At 36.6% G+C, this 23,625-nt stretch carries 16 protein-coding genes; 5 read left to right on the top strand and 11 right to left on the bottom strand.

The genetic code is table 11. The features are described 5' to 3' along the window. The first annotated feature begins 19 nt into the window (after positions 1 to 19). On the top strand, positions 20 to 1,603 hold the full coding sequence (locus tag ACE1OF_RS17570) for a methyl-accepting chemotaxis protein (RefSeq protein ID WP_448896059.1): 1,584 nt from the start codon (positions 20 to 22) through the stop codon (positions 1,601 to 1,603). 19 nt (positions 1,604 to 1,622) lie between these two features. On the opposite strand, the gene ACE1OF_RS17565 is transcribed toward ACE1OF_RS17570, so the two are convergent. From ACE1OF_RS17565 to aldA, 11 genes are all read right to left on the bottom strand, one after another. Beyond that, positions 1,623 to 3,500 (bottom strand): sigma 54-interacting transcriptional regulator, encoded by a 1,878-nt coding sequence (locus ACE1OF_RS17565; protein ID WP_448896058.1) that lies wholly within the window; start codon positions 3,498 to 3,500, stop codon positions 1,623 to 1,625. Between the two features lie 280 nt (positions 3,501 to 3,780). After that, complete coding sequence (locus ACE1OF_RS17560; RefSeq protein WP_448896057.1) at positions 3,781 to 5,928, bottom strand: TonB-dependent receptor; 2,148 nt, start codon at positions 5,926 to 5,928, stop codon at positions 3,781 to 3,783. Positions 5,929 to 5,949: 21 nt separating this feature from the next. Further along, the gene (locus tag ACE1OF_RS17555; protein WP_448896056.1) at positions 5,950 to 6,474 is read right to left on the bottom strand and encodes a DUF1097 domain-containing protein; all 525 of its coding nucleotides are present in this window, start codon (positions 6,472 to 6,474) and stop codon (positions 5,950 to 5,952) included. A 100-nt stretch (positions 6,475 to 6,574) separates the two neighbouring features. Beyond that, entirely contained in the window at positions 6,575 to 7,801 is a 1,227-nt protein-coding gene (locus ACE1OF_RS17550; RefSeq protein WP_448896055.1) for a hypothetical protein, read from the bottom strand. A gap of 577 nt (positions 7,802 to 8,378) precedes the next feature. After that, positions 8,379 to 10,352, bottom strand: coding sequence for a sigma-54-dependent Fis family transcriptional regulator (locus ACE1OF_RS17545; protein ID WP_448896054.1), 1,974 nt, complete (start codon positions 10,350 to 10,352; stop codon positions 8,379 to 8,381). Between the two features lie 439 nt (positions 10,353 to 10,791). Then, on the bottom strand, positions 10,792 to 14,121 hold the full coding sequence (locus ACE1OF_RS17540; protein WP_448896052.1) for an FG-GAP-like repeat-containing protein: 3,330 nt from the start codon (positions 14,119 to 14,121) through the stop codon (positions 10,792 to 10,794). Then, positions 14,096 to 14,557 carry a hypothetical protein gene (locus ACE1OF_RS17535; RefSeq protein WP_448896050.1) on the bottom strand — a complete coding sequence of 154 codons (462 nt, stop codon included), beginning with the start codon at positions 14,555 to 14,557 and terminating at the stop codon, positions 14,096 to 14,098. The genes ACE1OF_RS17540 and ACE1OF_RS17535 overlap by 26 nt, the downstream gene beginning before the upstream one ends. Before the next feature lie 72 nt (positions 14,558 to 14,629). Further along, positions 14,630 to 15,307 (bottom strand): QcrA and Rieske domain-containing protein, encoded by a 678-nt coding sequence (locus tag ACE1OF_RS17530; protein ID WP_448896049.1) that lies wholly within the window; start codon positions 15,305 to 15,307, stop codon positions 14,630 to 14,632. A gap of 96 nt (positions 15,308 to 15,403) precedes the next feature. Next, the gene (locus ACE1OF_RS17525; protein WP_448896047.1) at positions 15,404 to 17,197 is read right to left on the bottom strand and encodes a PQQ-dependent dehydrogenase, methanol/ethanol family; all 1,794 of its coding nucleotides are present in this window, start codon (positions 17,195 to 17,197) and stop codon (positions 15,404 to 15,406) included. A gap of 634 nt (positions 17,198 to 17,831) precedes the next feature. Next, positions 17,832 to 18,302 carry a hypothetical protein gene (locus ACE1OF_RS17520; RefSeq protein WP_448896046.1) on the bottom strand — a complete coding sequence of 157 codons (471 nt, stop codon included), beginning with the start codon at positions 18,300 to 18,302 and terminating at the stop codon, positions 17,832 to 17,834. Between the two features lie 101 nt (positions 18,303 to 18,403). Beyond that, entirely contained in the window at positions 18,404 to 19,846 is a 1,443-nt protein-coding gene (gene aldA / locus ACE1OF_RS17515) for an aldehyde dehydrogenase (RefSeq protein ID WP_448896045.1), read from the bottom strand. Between the two features lie 683 nt (positions 19,847 to 20,529). On the opposite strand from aldA, the gene rsmE reads away from it, so the two are divergent. The 4 genes from rsmE to ruvX all read left to right on the top strand — a co-directional run bounded on the left by rsmE (position 20,530) and on the right by ruvX (position 23,507). Next, positions 20,530 to 21,276 (top strand): 16S rRNA (uracil(1498)-N(3))-methyltransferase, encoded by a 747-nt coding sequence (rsmE, locus tag ACE1OF_RS17510; RefSeq protein ID WP_448896044.1) that lies wholly within the window; start codon positions 20,530 to 20,532, stop codon positions 21,274 to 21,276. 132 nt (positions 21,277 to 21,408) lie between these two features. Then, positions 21,409 to 22,380 carry a glutathione synthase gene (gshB, locus tag ACE1OF_RS17505; protein ID WP_448896043.1) on the top strand — a complete coding sequence of 324 codons (972 nt, stop codon included), beginning with the start codon at positions 21,409 to 21,411 and terminating at the stop codon, positions 22,378 to 22,380. A gap of 39 nt (positions 22,381 to 22,419) precedes the next feature. Continuing rightward, positions 22,420 to 23,067 carry a YqgE/AlgH family protein gene (locus ACE1OF_RS17500; protein WP_448896042.1) on the top strand — a complete coding sequence of 216 codons (648 nt, stop codon included), beginning with the start codon at positions 22,420 to 22,422 and terminating at the stop codon, positions 23,065 to 23,067. Between the two features lie 5 nt (positions 23,068 to 23,072). Further along, positions 23,073 to 23,507, top strand: coding sequence for a Holliday junction resolvase RuvX (gene ruvX, locus ACE1OF_RS17495; RefSeq protein ID WP_448896041.1), 435 nt, complete (start codon positions 23,073 to 23,075; stop codon positions 23,505 to 23,507). Positions 23,508 to 23,625 lie beyond the last annotated feature (118 nt).

The following is a 23,625-nucleotide window of genomic DNA, read 5'->3' as shown; positions in this document are numbered from 1 at the left end:
CTGAATTCTAGGATAATTCATGCATACTAAATTAATACAATATTTAACGGTTTCTTCAATTGTCGTCACTATCATTTCATTAATAAATTTTTTTAGTTACCAAAGATTTAATTCAATTATAATGACCACTGTCATTACTGGTATCAGTGTTTTTATAGTGACAACTTTTCTTGTTAATAAGCTAGCAACATTAACAACCTTACTTAACCTGTCTTATAAAAACACCAGAGAAGAACACATAAACCTTGCAAGTTCTGGTGAAAAAATTGAAAAGAAGGTTAGCCAACTCGCTATAAACTCGGCTGAGGTTAGCTTTTTTTTAGATCAACTAAGCATTGCTATTGAAAAGTCCAGTGAAGACGTTGACAGGCTTGCAACTGCAGCAGAACAAATGTCTGTTAATAGCAAACAAATAAATGACAATGCTGCAATTGCCTCTGAACAATCAAACCAAGCAATGCATGCCAGTTCATCAAGTTACCAACAATTAACATCCAGTATAGAAATAATTAATCAACTAAATCTCGCCATCAATAAAGCGGCCGATAAAATTAAATCTCTTGAACAAAAGGCACTTGAAATTCATAGTATAACTGATGTTATCAATGCTATTTCTTCACAAACAAATTTATTAGCGCTTAATGCTGCAATTGAAGCTGCCCGTGCAGGAGATCACGGTAGAGGTTTTGCTGTTGTTGCTGACGAAGTAAGAACATTAGCAGCCAAAACAGTGGACGCAACTAGTCAAATTGGCGATATGTTAAAACAAATTAGTGATGAAACTAGCGAAACCACAGATGTTATGTCAAGTATTGTTGAACAAACAAGCAGTGTTGTCACCACAATGACAGACTTATCAACTTCATTTGAACAAATCGATAAACTGATGACCGATTCGTCTTGTGCAAGTAATCAAATAAGTCATGCATTACAAGAACAAGACTCCGCAGCGCTAGAAATTTCGACGTCTATTGTCAACTTACATAATTTTTTAATAGATAAAAGCAAAGAAACACAGCAAGTGTCAACACAAGCATCAAGGTTATCAACCAGCACTGAATCTATCTTTGTTGAATTATCAAGCTTTGATAGTGAAACGCTAATAACCTCATTGTGTAATCAGGTACAACTTGCGGCCAGTGAAGTAGGTAAATTATTCGAACAGAGTATTTTAGATAACAGCATCACAATGCAGCAGCTATTTAACTTTAAATATACACCAATAGAAAATACAAAACCTCAAAAATATACGAGTAGTTTTGATAGCTTTACAGATAGAGTTTTACCAAAAATTCAAGAACCGATATTACAAAAATTTAGCGATATTATTTATGCTGTTGCTGTAGACTCTAATGCTTATCTTCCTACGCATAACTCATGTTTTTCAAAACCATTAACAGGCGATCAGGCAATAGATATAATCAATAATCGTACTAAACGTATTTATGATGACGCTACTTGTATTCGCTGTGGTCGCCATACTGATAAATTTTTATTACAAACGTACAAACGTGATACTGGCGAAATAATGCATGATGTTTCAGCACCAATTTATGTACAAGGTAAACACTGGGGTGGCTTTAGAATTGGTTTTAAAGCATAAATTACGCCTCAAAATTTTATCAATAGAGCGTATTAGGCCTTTTAATATTATAGCGTTCCATCTTACGGTATATTGTAGAGCGGCTACTATCGAGTTCGTGTGAAACTGCTGAAATATTCCATTTATGTTTTCTCAATGTATCAAGCAGCACTTTGCCATTAGTACACATCATCGCTGATGGTGTTGTGATATTTTCATCTTCATTAAGAACATCTGAATATTTGTCAGCTGAATGATTAACCGCGGGTTCACAGATCTCCTTGGGTAAACAGTCTAGCTTTATTTGATTGTCATCACTCACGGCTAAAGCATAACGAGCAACACTAATAAGTTGTCTTATATTACCTGGCCATCGGTATGTTAATAAAATAGATATGACTTCAGTAGCCAAATTGAATTGGCCTTTCGCTTCCATAGCAAAAATACGCTTAACTAAATAGTACTGGTCTAGGCGTTGTCTTAGCGGAGGAAGGTTCAATGTTGCTCCGTTAAGACGATAATATAAATCTTCTCTAAAAGATTTATTGCTAATCAAGTCTGTTAAATTTTGGTGTGTTGCTGAAATGATATTAACATCAATAGCTATTGGTTTTTCTGCCCCCAATGGCAAAATTTCACGCTCAGCTAACACTCTCAAAAGACGGGTTTGTAAAGCAAATGGCATATCACCAATTTCATCAAGAAAAAGAGTTCCTCCATTGGCCAACAAAAGCTTGCCCTTCATACCATTTTTATTAGCGCCCGTAAAAGTGCCACTTTGATAACCAAATAACTCACTTTCAATAAGTGACTCAGGAATAGCAGCGCAATTAAGTGCCACAAATGGCCCATCGGCACGATTGCTTTCTTTATGAATAGCACTAGCAAATGCTTCTTTCCCCGTCCCCGTTTCACCTAAAATTAAAATGGAGATTCCTTTATTCAGTACTTTTCGCACACAGTGAATTCCCTGCTGAACAACAGGATCTTCACCACATAATTCATCCATAGAAGGATGTTTTCCCCTACTATCTATAAATTTTTTATCAATGGGTTTAGCTCTAAAACGTTTGGGGGCAGATAAATTAACATTAACCACTTCATCACTTTGCTTTCGCCTTAGCTTTACTGAGCTTCCTGCTGAACTTAAATCAGCTATTGAAGCATCGAACAACTGTTCTACTGGTATTTCCGTGAAGTTTTTATCTGAACGTAGCTGATAAGCTTTTGCTGCGGTACTGTTTGCTGCAACAACCAGTCCTTGCTTATTCAGCGCCAACAAACCATTTTGCTTAAATTCACTACCTTCTTCTGTATTATCAAAAGACAATATAAAATCTTTATTATGTGCTTGTCGAAAATAGTGATTTTCCCGCTCTAACAAAGTACTTATCTTTTGAATATTTTCTCGTTGTAAGTGAACATCGCCCATTTTGCTGGCAATTTGGAATAATAAGCGTGAAGCAGCCTCAACTTTGTCTTGTGAAACAATAGGCACTCGCTGCACCGCTTTAAAGTATTGCTCAGGGTTAATTCCCAACTCTTTGGCATAACGTTTAAACAACCATTCATCAGGTGGTGCAGTCAATACCTGTCCACCCAACACGGAACCGACTTGTTTTCCATTCAGTATTATGGGAGCCGCAATATCAACCAAACCAGCATGGCATTTATATACCAAAGGTTTGCCTGATTTCCACGACTTTCGACCTGCTTTTAGATCACATTCATTGCAACGTTGATTACCTAATTCGCTTTTACGAGTATACTCGGTGCAAAAATCAGTAAAATGGCTACCCGTTGTAACAGGTTTTTCATGATCAACTGTTAAGGTTGCCATGCCTGATAATTCAGAGAAATTTTCCTGTAAGCTTTGCCAAAAGCTTAGATCTAGTATCTTGTTTAGTTCTGTTTTCATTAAATAGAACCCCGTTATTGCACTAGTTGTTAATAGGCAGAATAGCAGGAATCCTTTATGTGAAATTCAATAGCCTGACTTGAGGATAATGTATATAAAAACATCTAACCTAACAGCTAATATTACTCTAATCGAGAATAAATTCAAATTAGGGGGTTAGTATATGTTTTCAAAGGTTATTAATTAAAACATGAAAAAGTCGGCTAATGAGTTAGTCGACTTTTTAAAAGAAAAGGAGAGCTATATTAGTAATTAGTAATTAGTAATGAGTAATATATCGTTAAAAATTAATAGAGGCCCCCACGTGTAATGCACGGGGTTGACCACCAAAAAATCGGTAGGAACCAAAAGCAAAATCTGCACGGCTGGCATATTTTTCATCGGTTAAATTTTCAATACGAGCAAAAATATTGAGATTGCTACTCACTTGTAATGAGCCTCTCAACTGCAACAAGTCATGACCTGCATATTCATGCTCATTGGCAGGATCCAAGAAGTATTTCCCCATATATAACCACTCTAATTCAATTTCACTTAATGGCGTTGGTTTCCAGGCAAACCTAACATTACCAAGATGCTTGGGGGCTGTATCAATTTCATTACCATTAATAACACCGCTATTCTCGCGATCAAATTCATATTCATGCTGTGCATAAGTATAATTTGCAGCAATATTAAAATGGTTAGAAATATTATAATCAAACCCAAGTTCAATTCCTTGATGAGAAGTTTCACCATCAGTCACATTTAGGCCACTGGCATCACGAAAGAAAAAGTTTTTCTTCGTCATATAATATCCCACAAGTTCATAGGTTAAGTTAGCGGTAACACCTCGAATACCTATTTCTGTGCTGTCAATCTTTTCAGAATTAACCTCACCAACAACTTGCTGATTTTGTAATCGATATATATCTGTAGTTTGTGGCGCTCGAAACCCTTGTGTCCAATCAGCAAATAATGCCACATGCTTGTTTATGCGGTAATTAAAACCTAATTTAGCGCTGGTATTATCAAAACTATCAACACTGTCACTTGGCTTTTGGTATAAACAACCTATAGGTGATTCATTATTATCAACACATGAGCTACCATCAGCCTTAGTTGTTCCGTCGGCTATCAAATTGTCATAGTCATACTCGGTGGCATCAAATCGTAAACTACCTGTTAGCACAAAATTGTCATTTAACTGCCAGTCACCCTGAATATAAGGAGCAATAGTTGTTGCTTGTACTTCATAATCATAATGCAACCCTTGTTGGCGTGCTTTACCGTAACTATAACTATCAACGTTCTTTTGAGTTTCGGTTAATTTACCATGAGTCCAGTCAACATCAAGCCCCATAGTTAAAGACAACTCTTGGCTTACTTGCCAATTATAGTTACTTACTAGACCTAGACTGTAATGACTATTTTCTTCTATGGCTCTTGAGGGCAAATAGTGTTGGCTGAACTCCATTTCATTAATACGAAAATAAGGTGTAATACTTAAACTTGTTACCTCAGTTAACTCTCGCTGCCAGTTTGTCACTATACGCAATGATGTCCACTTACGATAAGCATCATCATCGCAGTTTTTTCTCATTACATCAGTATCTTTATATAAAGTTTCGGCTTCATAAGTTGATGCGTAACAACCACCACCATTATCATCAGATGAAATATACCCTGCGGTTTTTTGATCAAGATTAAAGCCTGATATGGTGGTTCTGAAGTGGTCTACCCCACTTTGATAATCATGACGCAATCCAAGTTTCAATGATTGAAAATCACTGTTATCCCTAAATCCGCCATCATTAACCGCTTGGATATTAGCACCAACACCATGTTTGCCCATTTCAATGCCACCACTACCATGTAGTTGATAGCTATCATTTGGCCCCCCAATAATAGTCATATTACCTTTTTCACTTGGGTCTTTTGATAACACATTAATCACACCATGTACTGCATTTGATCCATAAGTAGCGCTAGCAGGGCCTCGAATTATTTCAATTTCTTTTGCTTGAGCAAGGTTTAATTCTGATAACCCATTGTTATTAGCAAAACCAGCCGCACGGGTAGCAATACCATCTTCAAGAAATAAAAAAGCGCCCGCAGCTCCAGGGCCAGTTAAAACAGGAGAACGTAAGGAAGGTAGTGATTCCATACCATTATTGGTTTGAACGTGTACACCTGTTGCTCTGTTTAAAATATCACTGGGGTGTACAGAGCTAACTGAGGCAATATCTTCACGCGATATACGATCAATATTACCCGCTAAAGTAAGAAGGTCAGATTGCTGAAGACTGCCAGTGACAACAATGATTTCAGTAACATCATTATTTTTTGTATTAGATCGATCAGCATGATCAGCTGCCGCAAGCACAGAACAACTTATCATTGAAAAGCAAGCCGTAGTAATAACTGAAATTGGAAATTGTTGTAACATCTTTATATCCTTTTTATGCTTCTATGCTTTCCTGACCATAAAGCCAGCACCTATCACAGATAACTTTCCAAATAGACCGCCGAAAATAACGGATAAAGATATTAGCAATAATGGGTTGTCAAAATTTATATTAGTTAAGGTAACCAGAGACATTCTTTCATCGGTTTGTAACAGGTAAGCAAAAGTAGCTGCGTACGATAAAACTGAAGCCGGTACAGCGCTAAAAATTTGAAAATTTGATGCAAACACAACCGAAAAAGCAGTAAAACCAACAACAATTGCACTCCACAGTGGCATACCTAATGTCTCACCTAAGGGAACAGTTAGAACAATAAAAGCAGCAATCCAGCCTACTATCACACCAAAAACACCACAAATAACAGTACTTTTTAATGCCTGGTTATCTCCGCCTAAAGCAGCAAAACCTGCCCAAGCAATAAAAACAGCCCAAATCAATATATATCCAGATAAAGGGCCAAAGGCAATCCAAGTGGCCAATGCACCCACAAGGGCAATACTTAACGATGTTGCTGTTATTTCTTTCATAATAATCTCTTTTTAATTAAAGTTAAGTGACCCTCTAGCCATGTTGCTATACATTACAAGAGGGTTACTTTAAAGTTGTACGCTAAATTAAAGCTGTACTTTAGAAAGTAACTGATAGTTCAGCTACTACGCCATCCCATTCAGCTTCACCAGTACCATCAGTAGCTTGACCACCAGAAAACGCCTCCTCTGTTTGTTTAACATATTCTAACTTTAACAATACATTGTCTTCGATTCTGTAACCTAAACCTAGTTGAATACGATCTAAGCTATCGTCACCTGAAATTCCAGTTGATTCATTAGTCGATTGTGAATAACGTGCTGCAAGGTAGATATTTTTGTTAATATCATATTTGGCTTTAAAACTCATGAAGCTAACTTCAGAATCTTGCTGGGTAAAGCTAGCAGATACTGGACGATATCCAGCAATACCAGAATCAGCCCAGCTATAATCATCTTGAGCTTGACCATAATAGGCATTTAATTTCAAATTATCCGTTTCATATTGAACGTCTAATTGCCAAATAGTAGCATTAATACCTGGGACAATAGCAAAGTGGCTACCACGACCTGGTGTACCCGTTACACCGCCAGTATCGGTACCAAATTCATAGATATCGCCATCACCAATACCAATAAGTGCACCAATTGGTGCGCCACCTGGATCAGTACAAGTGTCAGTTCCGCAATCTAAATCAGCATTAGTAAGAAAAAGACCTGCACCAAAAGATAAGCCATTATCAAAACCAAAAGTACCGCGTAAACCAAAGTTGTAACCCGAATCTTTACTAAAATCGGTGCCAAAGCTAGGCTTACTTACAACAGCATCCCAAGTATAATTGTCTGATGAACCGTAAAGCCAAAGGCCTTCTTCTGCTGTAATCATATCTACAGGGCTGTTACCGATTAATGGATTACTTTGAACAGCAGCACCATCTGAATACTCAATGAAGTTTTGAGTAGTAGAAATTACATTACCAACTCTAAGACCTAATCCACCTTTTTCGAATTGGATCCAAGCTAAATCTTGTGCAATATTAAAATTGCCATTGTCATCTGGCTCTTCCGCTAATTCAGCGAATACTGAAATAGAGTCTGTCAATTGTGCATTAAACGTCAGTGCATAACGTAAACGATGGAATCCGCTATCTTGATCTTCTGGAGCTCTTGCTGCACCGTCAACTTCTATGGCTGATTGCCAAGATTGCATAGCAGCGCCATTAATTTGAAGTTTACCATCCATAAATTCAACTGCTTGAGTTTGAGTAGCCGTTGCACCCAATGCTAGTAAAGTAGCTAAATTAGCGGCAATAATTGTTTTTTTCATATTCTTCCCCTTTTTAGTGATTGTTTTTTTGATACTGGTTTCATATCGCAATGCTTGTGCCAAATAAAAAAACAGTTAGAAAAAATGCGTAAAAAGAGCATTACCTATTGATTTTAAATCATAATTTTTATTTTTAATTTGTTTTCTATTAATTATACCAACCGTAAAATTACGTTTTTATTAGAACAGGTGTAGCGAGGAGTTTGCGAATTGCAACAGCTGTGTATAGAGAAATAAGCTGAGAGCAAAAGAATAATGCGTGTAATTAGAGAGTAAAAAAATGGAGTATTGAGGTCTGTTATCAAAGAACATGATAGTTTAAAATTGTAGATTGAAACTGTTTGTAGTGGTTAAAATTTAACAGGCCAACATTCGCTCAACTTACCCTTAATAATTCTAATCTTAGGTTTTCACCAATGTAACCACAGAAGGGGCAATCATTATTGCTGAGAGATAGAAAAATTGGCGTTTTCACTACTATTTTTTATCCTCCAAGTACAGAAGCATCGCTTCTCTACTTGGAATATTAAATTCAATGAAAAATAATAAATTAACAACTAAATCAGCTCAACCCAAACTAAAAAATATCATTCGGTTGAACTATATTGAATTTTTTCATTTTTCGATAAATAGTCGATCGACAAATCCCTAATTCTTCTGCAACTCCTGTAACATTCCATTTATGCAAGCGTAATGAATTAAGTAAAAGGTTAGCATCTTGATCATCACAATTTAAAGTAGGATTGCTTTGATTATCGTTTACGGAAACGGGATTAATGACAGAAGAACTATTGATTATATCAGCAGGAAAATCATTAAGCGTAATAGTTGAGCCTTCCTTTATAGCCAAGGCATATTTGAGCACATTTTTTAGTTGTCTTATATTACCTGGCCACGAATAATCTAGCAAAAATTGATAGGCCTGACGCTCAAACTGAATATCATCAAACGATGTATTCTCTGATTTTAATACGGAAGTAATAACCTCATCTTTATCACTGCGATCTCTTAACGACGGTAGTTTCAAAGACATGCCATTTAGTCGATAAAAGAAGTCCTCTCTAAAGGCTCTATTTTTTATTTGTTCCTGTAAATTTTGGTGAGTCGCCGAAATCACCTTAACATCTAATACTTCAGGAACCTCGGCACCCAACGGTAAAACCTCTTTTTCGGCAAGCGTGCGCAGTAAACGGGTTTGTAATTGAATTGGCATATCACCAATCTCATCAAGAAAAATTGTGCCCCCGTTAGCTTGACTAAGCTTACCTTTCATACCATTTTTACGTGCACCAGTGAAAGTACCATTTTGATAACCAAATAATTCACTTTCTATCAACGACTCAGGTATTGCTGCACAATTAAGGGCTATAAAAGGACCATTAGCTCGGTCACTCTCATCATGAATTGCTCTTGCAAAGGCTTCTTTACCTGTGCCTGTTTCTCCTTGAAGAAGAATAGGAATATCTTGATTTATTATTTTTCTAATGCGAGTAATACTGGCAACAACACCTTGATCATTACCTTTAAGTTGATCTAATGAAGGGTGGCCATGATGTGATTTTTTTATTTCATTTCTAGTTTTAACCAACGCATTACTTTTATTGAAAAATCGTATAGGAGAATGAAGTTGTAACTTAAATTGTTCTTCACTATTACCTATTGTAATTAAAGAGTCTGTTAATCCTCCATTAGTATTATTTTGTAGTTTTTCAATTGATACATTTAATAATACCTCTATTTTTTTACCAATTAAATCACCCGAAAATAACATTGCATATTGAGCAAATGAATTTCGATTGGCTCCAATGATATTGCCACTCTCACTCAAAGCAATTAAGCATTCTTGCCCTTCTTCACCAAAGTTATTTCTAGGATTTATAGCGATAATAATATTATTACGATGAAAGTGATAAAAATAACTATTTTCAATCATTCTGGCATACATGGTGACCAGTTTAAGTGTTAAAAACTGTGTTTCTTTTCCTCCACTTGCACCTAAACATGAGGCATTAAGACACCCCATAAAGTTCCCCAATGAATCAAAAATAGGTGCTACCGAGCAACTAAGTTTTCCACTGTTTCTATTATAATGTTCTTGGCCATGTACAATTAAAGGCTGCTTTTCTACTAATGACATACCTATAGCATTCGTTCCAGATACTTTTTCATTCCAACAAGATCCTAATAAAAACCCTCTTGACTCAAAAAGTTCTGATCCTGCACTAGGTAATCGCTTCGCTACAGTAATTCCTTGACTATCCGCAAGCAATACAGCTAAGCCAGCTTGATTTAGCGCACAACCAAAACTATTCACACCATCAGCAGCTATTTTAAAATAATCGCCCATTAACTGTTGATGATTATTTAATTCATGTGACGTCAGTACAATTTTTTCATTATCAGAATCTGGATCAAGTTGATAATCACTGTAGCACCGCTCCCATGAATCTATGATCATAGATTCAGGTTTAATAGCTCTTTGTTTAAAGTTCCCCGTAACATAAGCAACAACATCACTAATTTTTCTATTGGCCGGATATTTAGGTATCATTATTATTCTCCTGACTCATAAAATGTATTAGCGATAATAACAGCAAATACTGAGCCAGATATAAAATCAATCGTATCGATTCCTTTCTATCCTACAGTTTTATTAACCCCACACTAATATTTCAACTACATGTTTACAGGTGTCATTACTCTATTACTTTCCTTTTAGCTAAAAAATCTTTGCAAAATGGGACATTTCATAGGACACCTGTAGTGTTTCACGCAACAGATGTAGCGATGCTTTAGCCATTTTTAATATTGACTGTAACCAAATACCTTATCAATACTTCAAAACAAAAAGTAAAAATTGTTTATAAAAATTTGGGTCACAAATAGCCCAAAATATCTACAACACTGCTCTGAAATAAATAGCACTTATTCCCTATAATACCTGTACCTTTTAAAGACATTATCATCGCTCTAAATCGTTAATTTTTCTTTTAATCTTTAAATTTGTCTGTCTGCCTAATTGTGTAAAACTTATTGATAGTGATAGAGTCAAGCACACTCTCAAACTGCTCAGCTCCAGACCAAACAATACGAATTTTATCAATAATATCAGCATCTGCTAAACCAAAATGTAATTCAGCTGGAGCACTAGATATAAAACTACCGCCAGAACGAACCTCTTGGTATTGCGTTATACCATTAGCGGTTACATAGACTTTTGCACCTATAGCCTGTGTATTTTTACCTATTCCTTGCAAGGTCAAATGAACAAATCCATGACCATCAGCTGAGGATGCATTATTTTTATATAACAGTAATCGATCTTGATGATTACTGACAAGAATATCAACATCACCATCTCTATCGTAATCTAAACAAGCAACACCTCGCCCTGACAACGTATCTGTAATGCCCAGTTCACTACTTTGCTCAGTAAAACTGCCATCTTGATTAGACATAAATAATCGGCTTGGTGTATTGGCAAACTCTTGCATGGAGCGTTTTAATTTCATATAAGCAAAAGGGTTTCCCAAATGTTTACGTAACTCACTGTCCAAATCAAAACCATTGACATGAAAAATATCTGGCCACTGATCATTATTAAAATCGGCAAAGCAAGCACCCCATGCCCATAAGCCTTCAGCAACACCAGCATCATCTGTTACATCAATAAATTGTCCATTTTGATTATTGTATAAGCGATTTCCTTCGGTTCCCCAACTACCTTCTGCAACACCATTAGGATCTGACACACTACTTACAAACCAATCAAGATCACCATCGTTATCATAGTCTGCAACCGCACTTCCCATCCCATTTTTATCTGTGATCTGTGAAAGATGGGTAGTTTTTTCAAAACTGCCATTGCCACTATTCTTGTACACTTGACTAGTTTCAAAATCAGCCGCCATTAGCAAATCAGGGTAACCATCATCATCAATATCTGAAAATGCCCCTGTAAATGTAAAATCAGTATTTCCGACCATTTCCATTAAATCTGCCTGTTTGTCTGCTGGCACAAACATCAAAGAATCGTCGGTGCTAACGTTCTCCCATAAATGATTGGGCTGCTGTCCTCCTAAACCAGGCCCACGCCAATGGGTCGTAAGCGCATCTAAATCACCGTCCAAATCATAATCAGCAAAAGCGAATGACCAACTGGTTAATTGAGCAGCAATCCCAGAGTTTTTTATGGGGATAAATTTTTCATTATTATGATTAATATATAAAGTTGGATTTTGACTATGTTTATCACCCGCCAGTTTACCTGTAACAGAAGATAAGTTAGGGTGAATTAGGTTCGAGGTAATGATGTCTAAATCACTATCACCATCAATATCTACCATAGCTACCCCATTAGATAACTCTTTAGAAGTGATGCCCCATTTTTTAGATATATCAGAAAAACTGCCATCGCGGTTATTTCTATATAAAACATCAGCTGAACCGTCACCTGTTGGCTGAAAAATATCGGGCCAACAATCACCATCAACATCTCCAGCGGCGACTCCACCGCTAAAGATTAAACGTTGTGCCGATTGTAAATTATAAAGTGGCCACGATATATGGTGACGTTTAGTTAACCCTGAACTCAAAGCCACCTCCTTAAACTTATGAGTTTTATTTTCAACTTTGTTTGGTTTAGAAGCTTTACAACCAAACAAGTCCGACTCAAGGATAATCGCTTTTATCGTGCTTGAAGATTTAACGGCATATTGAGAATTATTAATGGTGGTTTTATTCAAGCTAGCTAAAGGTTTAGGTGGCGGGGTAAAATCGCCTATTTTGGCGTTTAACCGCAAAGAATCGGGAGCAGTTTCATGTTCATTCGGCACCCAAACAGCAAGACAATCTTGATCATTTAAACAAGGATCAGTAAGCGTATTAAGGAATGCTGCTATAGCCTCCCTTTGATGGTTGTCAATTTTTACATTACTAGCGAGTTGACTCACTCCATTTTTTTGTTGTTCAAGTAAAAGCTCAAGGGGTTTTTGCGAATGTTCTCTAGTTTGTGGGTAATAACCACTCACATATTTCATTTGCGGATTATTAGAGAAACTATAGTCAAAATTTTCAATGGAACTGGCAGGATCTATATGGTGTGCGATGACATCAGATAAATCAGTAAATGCACCTGAATGTGTATATGGTGCTGTAGCAGTCACATTCAGTAAGCTGGGTGTCCTAAATGCGAACCTGTCATTATCATTTTGACTCACATTACGACGACCGTAATCTTCGCCGTTTGGCTGCTTGCCCTTGCCTAACTGTGGTACGGCAATATTATGAAATTCTTCATCAGAGAAGAAAGGAGGTGTATGACAAGCAACACAATCAGCGCCACCTTGTTTTGATTTATTAAAAAATAACAATGCACCTTCAACTTCTAAGTTAGTCAAGGCATCTTCATTTCCTTTAACATAGGCATACCAGTCGTTATCTATCAACACTTGAGTAGATTGATAGTAAGAAATGGCCTTTTCAATATTACTAAAATTAATTAACGAATCAACAGTGCCATTAGGTACGCTAAACGCTTCTCGGAATAAGGCTAACCAAGATTGATTTTTATCATTTTGTTTCATTCTTTCAACAAGTGCATCACGAACCCCTTCGTGAGTTTGCGAAGTGGCAAAATTGTAGCCTAGCATTTCATCATTTGAAACAATAGGAAAACGAGTTTGGCTAGCTAAAAGATCATTGCCTGCGGAAATGTCTGCTTGCCATAAATTACTATCTGGCGTGCGATGGTTCTGACCTTCACCACTATTCTTAGATTCATTGTCTAATACAAAAACACGACCATCATAAAACATCGCCCGATTGTATAATGAAGCATTAAATGTACTTTGTGAATGACGCGCGACATTTGGCGCACCATCGGCCTTTGGCTCACCAGAAGACTGCCAATCATGCCATCGTCCTGGTCCAAGTAACTCTGGATCATAAGCTGCTTCACCAACAGGAAGACTTAATTTATCTCCCCCTGCTAAATAAGGGTGATGACAACTTGCACAGGCAACATCTTTATTGCCGCTCAATGAGCGACTAAAAAATAATTCTTTGCCAAGGGTAAAAAGCGGAGAAGATGTTGACTTTTCAACTACGGTAGGTAATAGAGGATAAGTTTGTTCTAACTTATCCAGTACTGTCCTTAGCATCACTCGATCAGTATTTGTTTTTGCCTGAGTTGTATTTTTATTATCAGCACAGCTGAGTAAAAATAAAAAAGCGGCGGCTAAACAGATAAACTGTTTAACCATTTCAATGTGCCCTAAAGTGCACTTTTTCAATTTATCTTTCAGCATGAACTGATGCACAAGAGTCACCTCGTAAATAAGTGTTGTTTACAAATCGGATTTCCAACTTACTGTTATTAGAGTCAATCCTGTTAATCTTCTCATTGCCTTGATAAATCTGTGTTGACAAGCCTGCTTCACTGCCAATATTCATACAATTTGGGCTATAAATTGCGTTGTATTCTTGCTCTCCATTCAATTGCTTTTCAAAAACAGTAATAACACCTGTACCACATTGAGCCATTGCATATATATCATCACTTTCATCATACACTTCCACATGCTCTTCAGTTTTTTCATCAATCCAATGAATATGTTTATCAGGGGTTCTCACAAAAAAACCACCATTGCAATTCACTCCAGAAATTGGTTTTGCTGCGGCAAAAACTGTTGTTGATGTAGTAAACCCCAAAAGAATTTGTGATAAAACAATTAAACTAACACTTACTTTATTCATAATTGACTCTCTTATATTATCTATTGAGTAGTATGTAATTAACTTTAACTACTGTTAACTGGTTCAGTTTGCTCACTGTGGTGGTTTGCCAAATCCGATCCAACTATCAAACTCTGCAGCAACTACAAGTTGATTGTTCTCAACTGTTAAGGCTAATGCTGGCAATTTTCTTGGGGCAGGTCCAGAGACTACTCCGCCGTTATTTTTGGGATCAAAAACTGATTGATGGCATGGACACATATAGTTTTCTTCATCTTCAACCCACCCAGTAACTGGACAACCGTTGTGGGTACAAATAGCGGTGTAAGCAACAACGCCATCTGCTGATAAGCGTAAAGTTTCCTCAGATAAGGACGCTTTTGAAAGCTTTTGAATAAGAATTTGGTTATAACGAGATCCATCTCGCACTTCACCCGTATTAGAGTCAACAGGTACCACGAGCACTTGCTTACCTAACTCAACTAAATCAGACACCTTTATTATCGGCCCCCGTAATCTTTTACTATGATAAGTAAAGCGATCGCCCACTTGCGGAGGTAACTTACTTTCTGGAGACTTCGGCGGCTTTTTTTTCATTGCAGCTATGGCAACATTTCCACTAAAAAAACTTACCGTTGGTATTGCAAGGGCAAGATATTTAAATAAATTACGTCGCTTACTATCTGTCACTTGATTTTGATTGGCTTGTGCACAACCACAGCATGTTACTTGCTCTATATCATCATGCTTAATATTATTTTTTTCTTTCACTACATACCTCGAACTTCAGAAGCTTATTAAATTGGTTATATATTTTTTTGATTTGAAAAAAGTAAAGGGGGAGACTAGCATCTCCCCTAAGAAACACTATGCGTCAGGTAATGCGAATACCCAGATTACGCCACCTTCTGGCACATCTGCTATCCACTCTCCAGTTTCGTCTTTTGCTGCCAATACACCATTAGTCCAATGTGGGTCAACACCGTAACCAGCGGTTATAGCAATGTACTGTTTGCCATCAACTTCATAAGCGACAGGTGGTGCAATAGCCGTTGAGTTTAAAGGGAACTCCCAAAGCACTTCACCAGTTTTAGCATTAAAGGCTCTTAATATGCGATCGTTGGTACCAGCACTAAACACTATATTTCCTGCGGTAGATAAAACAGGACCCCAGTTCATTGTTTTACCATAATTATGCTGCCATACTTTTTCTCGCTTATTGACATCCCAGGCTTGCATTTGTCCTACACCTTTCTTCTTATCAGCCAAATATACATCTAACTCAGGGATATCTATGCCAGCCCAAAATTGGCCTGAAGCAGGTTCAACATCATCTTGGAATTTACCTATAAATGAATTACAAATGTTGTCGTTTGCTGGAACATACATCATGCCAGTATCAGGATTGTAAGATTCGTAAGGCCAGTTTTTACCACCCCATAAACTTGGACAGTAAGAAACCCGTTTACCTGTAACAGGGACGTGATCATAATCATAGGTTGGACGACCTGTTTTAGGATCCAATGATTTAAATGCATTATTTGCTACGAACGGTTTGCCTTCGAGATAATCAATTTTGCCTTTACCATCTCTTTCTAACCAATACATGTAGCCATTACGTTGTGGAGAAACTAAACCTTTAACCTTTTTCTTACCATCTTTAATACCATCAATTAGCATAGGTGCATTCATCGCAGCCCAATCCCAAGAGTCATTATAGTGATATTGGTAGTGACCCATAATTTTTCCGTCATCTGGATTCATTGCCAGAGCAGATGCCACATACAAGTTATCACCAGGACGTTGATCGCCTAACCAAGGTGAACCATTACCTACACCCCAATAGAGAATATCGGCATCTGCATCATAATTGCCTGGCATCCACATGCTGCCACCGCCATATTTCCACGCATCTGGTCGTTTCCCTTGTTTTTTCCATGTTTCATGACCAGGTTCACCTGGGCCAGGTACACTATATGTTTTCCAAGCAGTTTCACAAGTTTCAGCATCCATCGCTTCCAAGAAACCACGTACGCCATACTCACCACCAGAAGGGCCAACAAGAATCTTTCCTTTTACTGGCGTCGGAGCTGAGGTAATGTACGCTCCAATACTCCAATCACCAATATGGCTTTGACATAAACGCTCACCCGTTTTTGCATCCAAAGCGTTAAGTGTGCCATCTAAGCCAGCCACATAAACTTTATCACCCCACAATGCTACGCCGCGGCTAGTATTGTGCATAACACTTAAGTCGCTGGGGTTGTCATGTTTATAACGCCAATACAATTGCCCAGTTTTAGCATCCAATGCTAGTACATTATTGTATGGCGTAGCCACAAACATAACGCCATTATTTATTTGAGCTGGAGCTTCATGACCTGAATCTAAGTTAGTTGAATAAGTCCAAACAGGTTTAAGCTTACTAACATTTTTTGAGTTTATTTCTTTCAGCTTACTATGCATCCAACCTTCATAGTTACCTTTGGGTAATAACCAGTCTTCTGGTGAAGCTTCCACTAACCGTTTATGGGTAACTGTTTTATAGTTGTCTATTTTTTTGTTAAGCGTTGTTAAATTCGCTGCTGAAACTGAATATCCAGGAATTAATCCAACGACCCCGATACAACAACTGATATATTTCATTTTTATAGATTTCATTATTATCTGTTCTCCATTTAAGTTTTTTTATTAGCATAACTAACATTTCAATTAGCATGCCAATGAGAATTAAACTCAATAAAACAAATAAATGATTGATATATAGGTGTATTTTATTTTTGGTTTTAAAAAAACAATAATTAAAGAGTACACAGGTGTAGCATTAAGATGCGACACTATTTCTTATAAATGACACTTTTTAAATACTCATCACATTCTCATTAAAATTTTAAACTTAAGTATTTTGATGAAAAAAACAGATAGCCAGATACTAACTAATTGTCTTATAAATATTTCAAAACAAAATAGAATTGTGTGAGATTTCGAAGCTAAGTACAGTGAAAAGTAGCAGCGATAAATTAGTTATTCGCTTGTGGCTATTTTGATTAATGCCTTAGTATTTTAATCTCAGCAGAAATAAATTAAATTTTTCAGGCAAATAAATACTTATTGTAGAGATAAGGAATATTTAAAATAGAATTGGTATTACCTACCTTACTGTCTTTTCAAATCATGTTAGTCTAAAAACCTAATAGTAAGGTAGGCAAGTTAACTACGCCACTAACTAAAGCGAACGTATGATAATGTCATCACTTGAAGAATAATGCGGTTGATTAGGTAGTTAATTTTTAACTTATACTCCTCTGTATAAACAAAGCTGAGTACCCAAAGGTAACTCTGCAGGATGAATCACACAAATATTTCGCTGTTTTTGATCCTTATTGAGCTCATCTATTTGTTTTACTACAAACTCCATACTATCCATTAATTGCTGTCTATCTAAAATAACCACTGTACTTTCATTATCATCAATTTGATTTAATTGTTGCTGAATATCGTAATCAAATATGAGCGTGCCACTTTCTCGATTAGCCATTAATGCATGAAATACCCGAACTTGTGACTGATGAACTCCTGTAGCTAATGCTAAAGAAACTGATTGCCAGTTTAACCCTGCTATCAAAGATGAATGATGAATATATATATGCTCATTCAAATCATTACGATAACGATACAGCGCTGTCCATTGAGGGAATTGTTCTAATGAATCAATGATAGAAAATGACACTGAAGAACGCTGTAATATACCTTCAAATCTTTCCATTTTCACTCCATTAGTTAATAAAAATTTCCAAATAACATAAGGGGTATTGAAAAAGATTTTATCTTTTCAATACCCTATTATATTTTTATAACGTAATTTACTTAGGCCTGAATATAAACAACATGTGTATGCGAATACTCATATAAACCATGTTTACCATCCGCACCACCAATTCCTGATTTACGGGTACCTGCATGAAACCCTTGCATGGCCTCAAAATTTTCTCTATTAATATAAGTTTCGCCATAACTAAGCTGATTAGCGGCTTGCATTGCTTTACTGATATCACGAGTATATAAAGAAGAGGTTAAGCCATAATCACTCGCATTAGCGATAGCAATTGCCTCTGATAAATCACTCACTATCTGAATGGGTAGTACAGGACCAAATATTTCTTTATTCATAATTTCCATATCATTACTGCAGTTTGTTAACACGGTTGGTTTGTAGTGATAACCGGCACCAAGGTCGGCAATGTGACCACCCGTTATAACTTCAGCGCCTTGACTTTGAGCTGTCTCTACCATTTGTGCGACTTTATCAAGACCAACTTTATTTACTAATGGGCCCATATCAAGATTGTCTTGTAGTAAAGGATCACCAAAAGTAACCTGCTCCATAGACACTTTCAATTTACTTATAAATTCATCAGCAACATTAGGTTGTACATAAACGCGTTCTGCACAATTACATACTTGCCCAGTATTGATAACTCTTGAAGCGGTAATCGCTTTCACTGCTAAGTCAATATCTGCGTCATCAAGTACAATTGCTGGTGCTTTACCACCCAGTTCCAAATTAAGTTTAGTAATGTTTTGTGATGCCGTAGCCATAATTCTGCTACCAGTATCAACACTACCTGTAAAACTAATCATGTTAACCCGTTTATCACTCGTTAGTTGGTGACCAACTCCACCACCATCACCGCCGACAACATTAAATACACCCGCTGGCAAACCAGATTCTGCTACAATTTTTGCAAATTCATAACAGTTATTTGGGGTTTCTTCACTAGGTTTTAAAACAATGGTATTTCCCATAATTAAGGCTGGCGCCATTTTTCTTGCAATTAAGAAAAAAGGAAAATTCCAAGGTAGAATTCCAGCCACAACACCTAAAGGTTTACGAAATAAAAATATATTTTCACCAGCACGATCACTGGTAATCACTTCACCTTCAATACGTCTAGCCCATTCGGCCATATAGTCTAGGTAATCAGCAGTAAAGTTGACTTCTACTTCTGCCAATGACAATACCTTTCCCTGTTCTTTAGTAATGCAGAGTGCTAACTCTGAAGCATTCTTACGAATACCTTGAGCTATTTTACGAAGGTAGCTCGCACGTTCAATAGCTGGCATTAAACTCCAAGCTATTTGCGCATCTTTAGCGCAGTTAAGAGCGTAATCAACTTCCTGTTCATTTGATTGAGGAATGGTCGACAGCAATTTTTGATTTGAGGGGTTATGATTCTCGATTTCGGCCCCTGCTAAAGCAGTAAACTGACCATTGACAAAATTTTGATAACGGGTAATGGGTTCTGACATATAAAACTCCTAATTCTATTTTTAAGCGAGATAACTGTCAGCTGATTGCAGCACAATCAACAGACACTTTTGATTTACAGTAACTATTTAAACTAATTACCATCATTGTTTAATATTCTTTTTTAATGCAAACACATGAAAAACAAAGTCTTGTGCAACAATCATTTTATGATTCTTTACTTACCTACTCCCTGTCGATAAATAACCGCATTATGACTATTCATTTTTACGGTTATTAGTTCAATATATTGATTTAAGGGGCAAAGGCTATGCCAAAAACACACCCTACATAGCAAACCAAACACAACAAGATATAACTAATTGATAAATAATAATAAAAATAAAACTTCAACAAATTAGGTTTGCATCTAAAAATTTATGATTAATAAATAGAAGAGAAAAAGAAACACCTGTAGCACTGCAGTTGTAGCAAGTTTATTAGGTTAAACAGGTAAAAGCGTCTTAAGATTTATATCAAGGAGATGAATAGAAAAGCTGATATAGCAGTGATTAAGAATTCTAAATTATTAGTGCTAATGCTTTTAAAACCATCTTTAGGTCATATAAAAAACTAAATATGTATAAACAGGAATAGCTAAATAGTTTCATGTCAGCATTGTTTTTTACTGCTTGTGCCCTTATCTTTTAACTATCAACACAAACTGATAATTAATATTAAGAACATGCCCAAGACCCGTATTTATCAAAATAGTAAGTTTACTTTACACGAAACATTGAAATTATCTGATGATGCCTTTGGTCATATTGTAAGAGTGTTACGGTTAGTGGAAGGCGATACTATTGCGCTTTTTAATGGCATAGAAGCCATGCAATATACAGCTAAATTAGTAGAGGTTAAAAAGAAACATGCTTATGTCGAAATATTAAGCCAAACGCTTATTAACAATGAATCCCCCGTTAAGATCCATTTAGGTCAAGGGATTTCTCGTGGAGATCGCATGGATTTTACCCTACAAAAATCCGTAGAATTAGGCGTTAATAAAATAACGCCCCTATTTACAGAGCGTTGCGGCGTAAAATTATCTCCAGAACGCTTAGCAAAAAAACATGAGCAATGGCAAAAAATTGTGATCAGTGCTTGTGAACAAAGTGGCCGTTGTATTGTGCCAGAGGTTGCTCAACCGATGCAATTACAAGCATGGTTGGCACAAGAAGCTAAGGCGTTGAAGCTGAATTTACATCCAAAAGCTCAGCATTCTATTATGACCTTACCACGATTAACCTCTGAAAAAGAAAAACGAGTTAGACTACTCATTGGCTCAGAAGGAGGCTTAAGTGATGATGAAATCAAACAAGCAAACCAAGCCAATTTCCAAGATGTGTTGCTAGGACCTAGAATTTTAAGAACAGAAACTGCGGCACTGACCGCAATTACAGCATTACAGTGTCGTTTTGGCGATTTAGCATAGCTTATTGTTATTGCTTGTCTACTCGACTACACGATTACAATAACCATTGATTGGCATCAATAGGTTTGACCTTGTGTTTGAAGCAAACCTAATACACATACAAGGCTAAATAATTCAACGATAGGATATAAAATGACAATAGTTCAATCAAAAACCATCAAACTCGGCATCGTAATGGATCCAATAAGTAAGGTTAAAGTTGCTAAAGATTCTTCCATGGCAATGATGTTAGAAGCTCAAAGCCGAGGATATGAAATTTATTACATGGAAATGCAAGATTTATATCTTGACCGTGGTCAAGCACGCGCGAATACTCAAAAAATAAAAGTATTTGATGATGCTAAGCATTGGTATGAATTATCTGATCAACAAGATATTGCACTCGATGAACTTGATGCTATTTTAATGCGTAAAGATCCTCCTTTTGATACTGAGTATATTTATGCTACGTATATACTTGAACGAGCAGAAGTTGAAGGCACCCTGATTGTTAATAAACCACAAAGCTTGCGTGATTGTAATGAAAAACTTTTTACAGCATGGTTTGCTGACTTAACACCTCGTACGTTAGTAACAAGAAATGATGCGCAAATCCGTTCATTTCATCAAGAATTAAAAGACATTATTATTAAACCACTTGATGGCATGGGCGGCTCTTCTATTTTCCGTATTAAAGAAGATGATGTAAATGTTGGTGTGATTATAGAAACCTTAACAAATCACGGTCAACAATACGCAATGGTACAAGAATACATGCCTGAAATAATTGATGGCGACAAACGAATTTTGATTGTTAATGGCGAGCCAATGCCATATTGCTTAGCCCGTATCCCAGCACAAGGAGAAACACGTGGTAACTTAGCGGCAGGTGGTCGCGGTGTAGCCAGACCATTAAGCCCAACAGACAAATTGATTGCAGAAACAATCGCGCCTGAACTTAAAAAGCGAGGTTTATTCTTTGTTGGTTTAGATATTATTGGTGATAAAGTTACTGAAATTAACGTTACTAGCCCTACTTGTATACGTGAAATAGAAGCAGCTTACCCAATTAATATTAGTGGTAAATTAATGGACGCTATTGAACAAAATATTAATAGCAAATAATTTTTAACGTTGTAAAACAACCTAGCATAAGGTGAATAAATGAAAAGTTTAGAAAATCAATTTTTAATTGCTATGCCCTCTTTAGCTAGTGATTATTTCAATAAAACGGTGACTTACATTTGCGAACATAATGATGAAGGTGCAATGGGTTTAATTATCAATATGCCTGTTAACATCACTTTACATGACTTATTAAAACAAATTGAGCAAAATGACCGTGATGATGCTAATAAAAGAGCAAACAGTGCATCAGATCAGCATATAGAACAAGAATCTGCAGCTAAAAATAAAGGTGATACTGACGATACGCTAGTAAACAGCAGTTTAGAGCAATTAGTACTTTCTGGCGGTCCAATTTCTCAAAACCGTGGTTTTGTTCTACATCGTACTCAGCCAGGCTGGAAAAGCTCTTTAGCATTAAGTGAAGACATAATGATTACCACATCAAAAGATATATTAATGGCATTAGGCACAGAAAAAGCACCCGACCAATTCATGGTAACACTGGGTTATGCTGGTTGGGGGCCTGGTCAACTAGAAGCTGAATTACATGCTAACTCTTGGTTAACCATTGATGCTGATAGTGATATTTTGTTCAATACACCAATTGAACAACGTTGGCAAAAAGCGACTAAAAAACTTGGGATAGATATTGCGCACCTATCGACTGACGTTGGACATGCTTAATCATAATGGCTAATAAAATAGGTCAACGAACTATACTCGGTTTCGATTTTGGTAAAAAATATATTGGCGTTGCTATTGGTCAAGAGATAACTGGAAGCGCCTCTCCTTTAGGTTCAGTGAAAGCTACGGACGGTATACCTCACTGGGATAAGCTCTCAAACTTTATTACACAATGGCAGCCTGATTTCATTGTGGTAGGTTTACCACTTAACATGGATGGAACTGAACAACAGCTAACCAAAGATGCTAAAAAATTTGGTAACCGTATAGCTGGTCGTTTTGGATTAAAGGTTGAATTTCAGGATGAAAGATTAACAACCGCAGATGCTAAAGAACAATTATTTTCACGTGGTGGCTATAAAAATTTAAAGAAAGACAATATTGATGCAGAATCTGCAAAACTTATTATTGAAAGTTATTTTCAACAACAATACCAGTAATACCAATTTGATTAAATTTCTTCCCAACTCAGAGCTTCATTAGCGAGCTTAGAACAAGGAAAATTGATTAAACATAGTTACTCTATATTTCTTCAATTTTGCGATGTTATCAGTTTGC

The organism is Colwellia sp. E150_009 (assembly GCF_053543955.1).
This window is presented reverse-complemented; position numbering and strand designations above follow the sequence as displayed.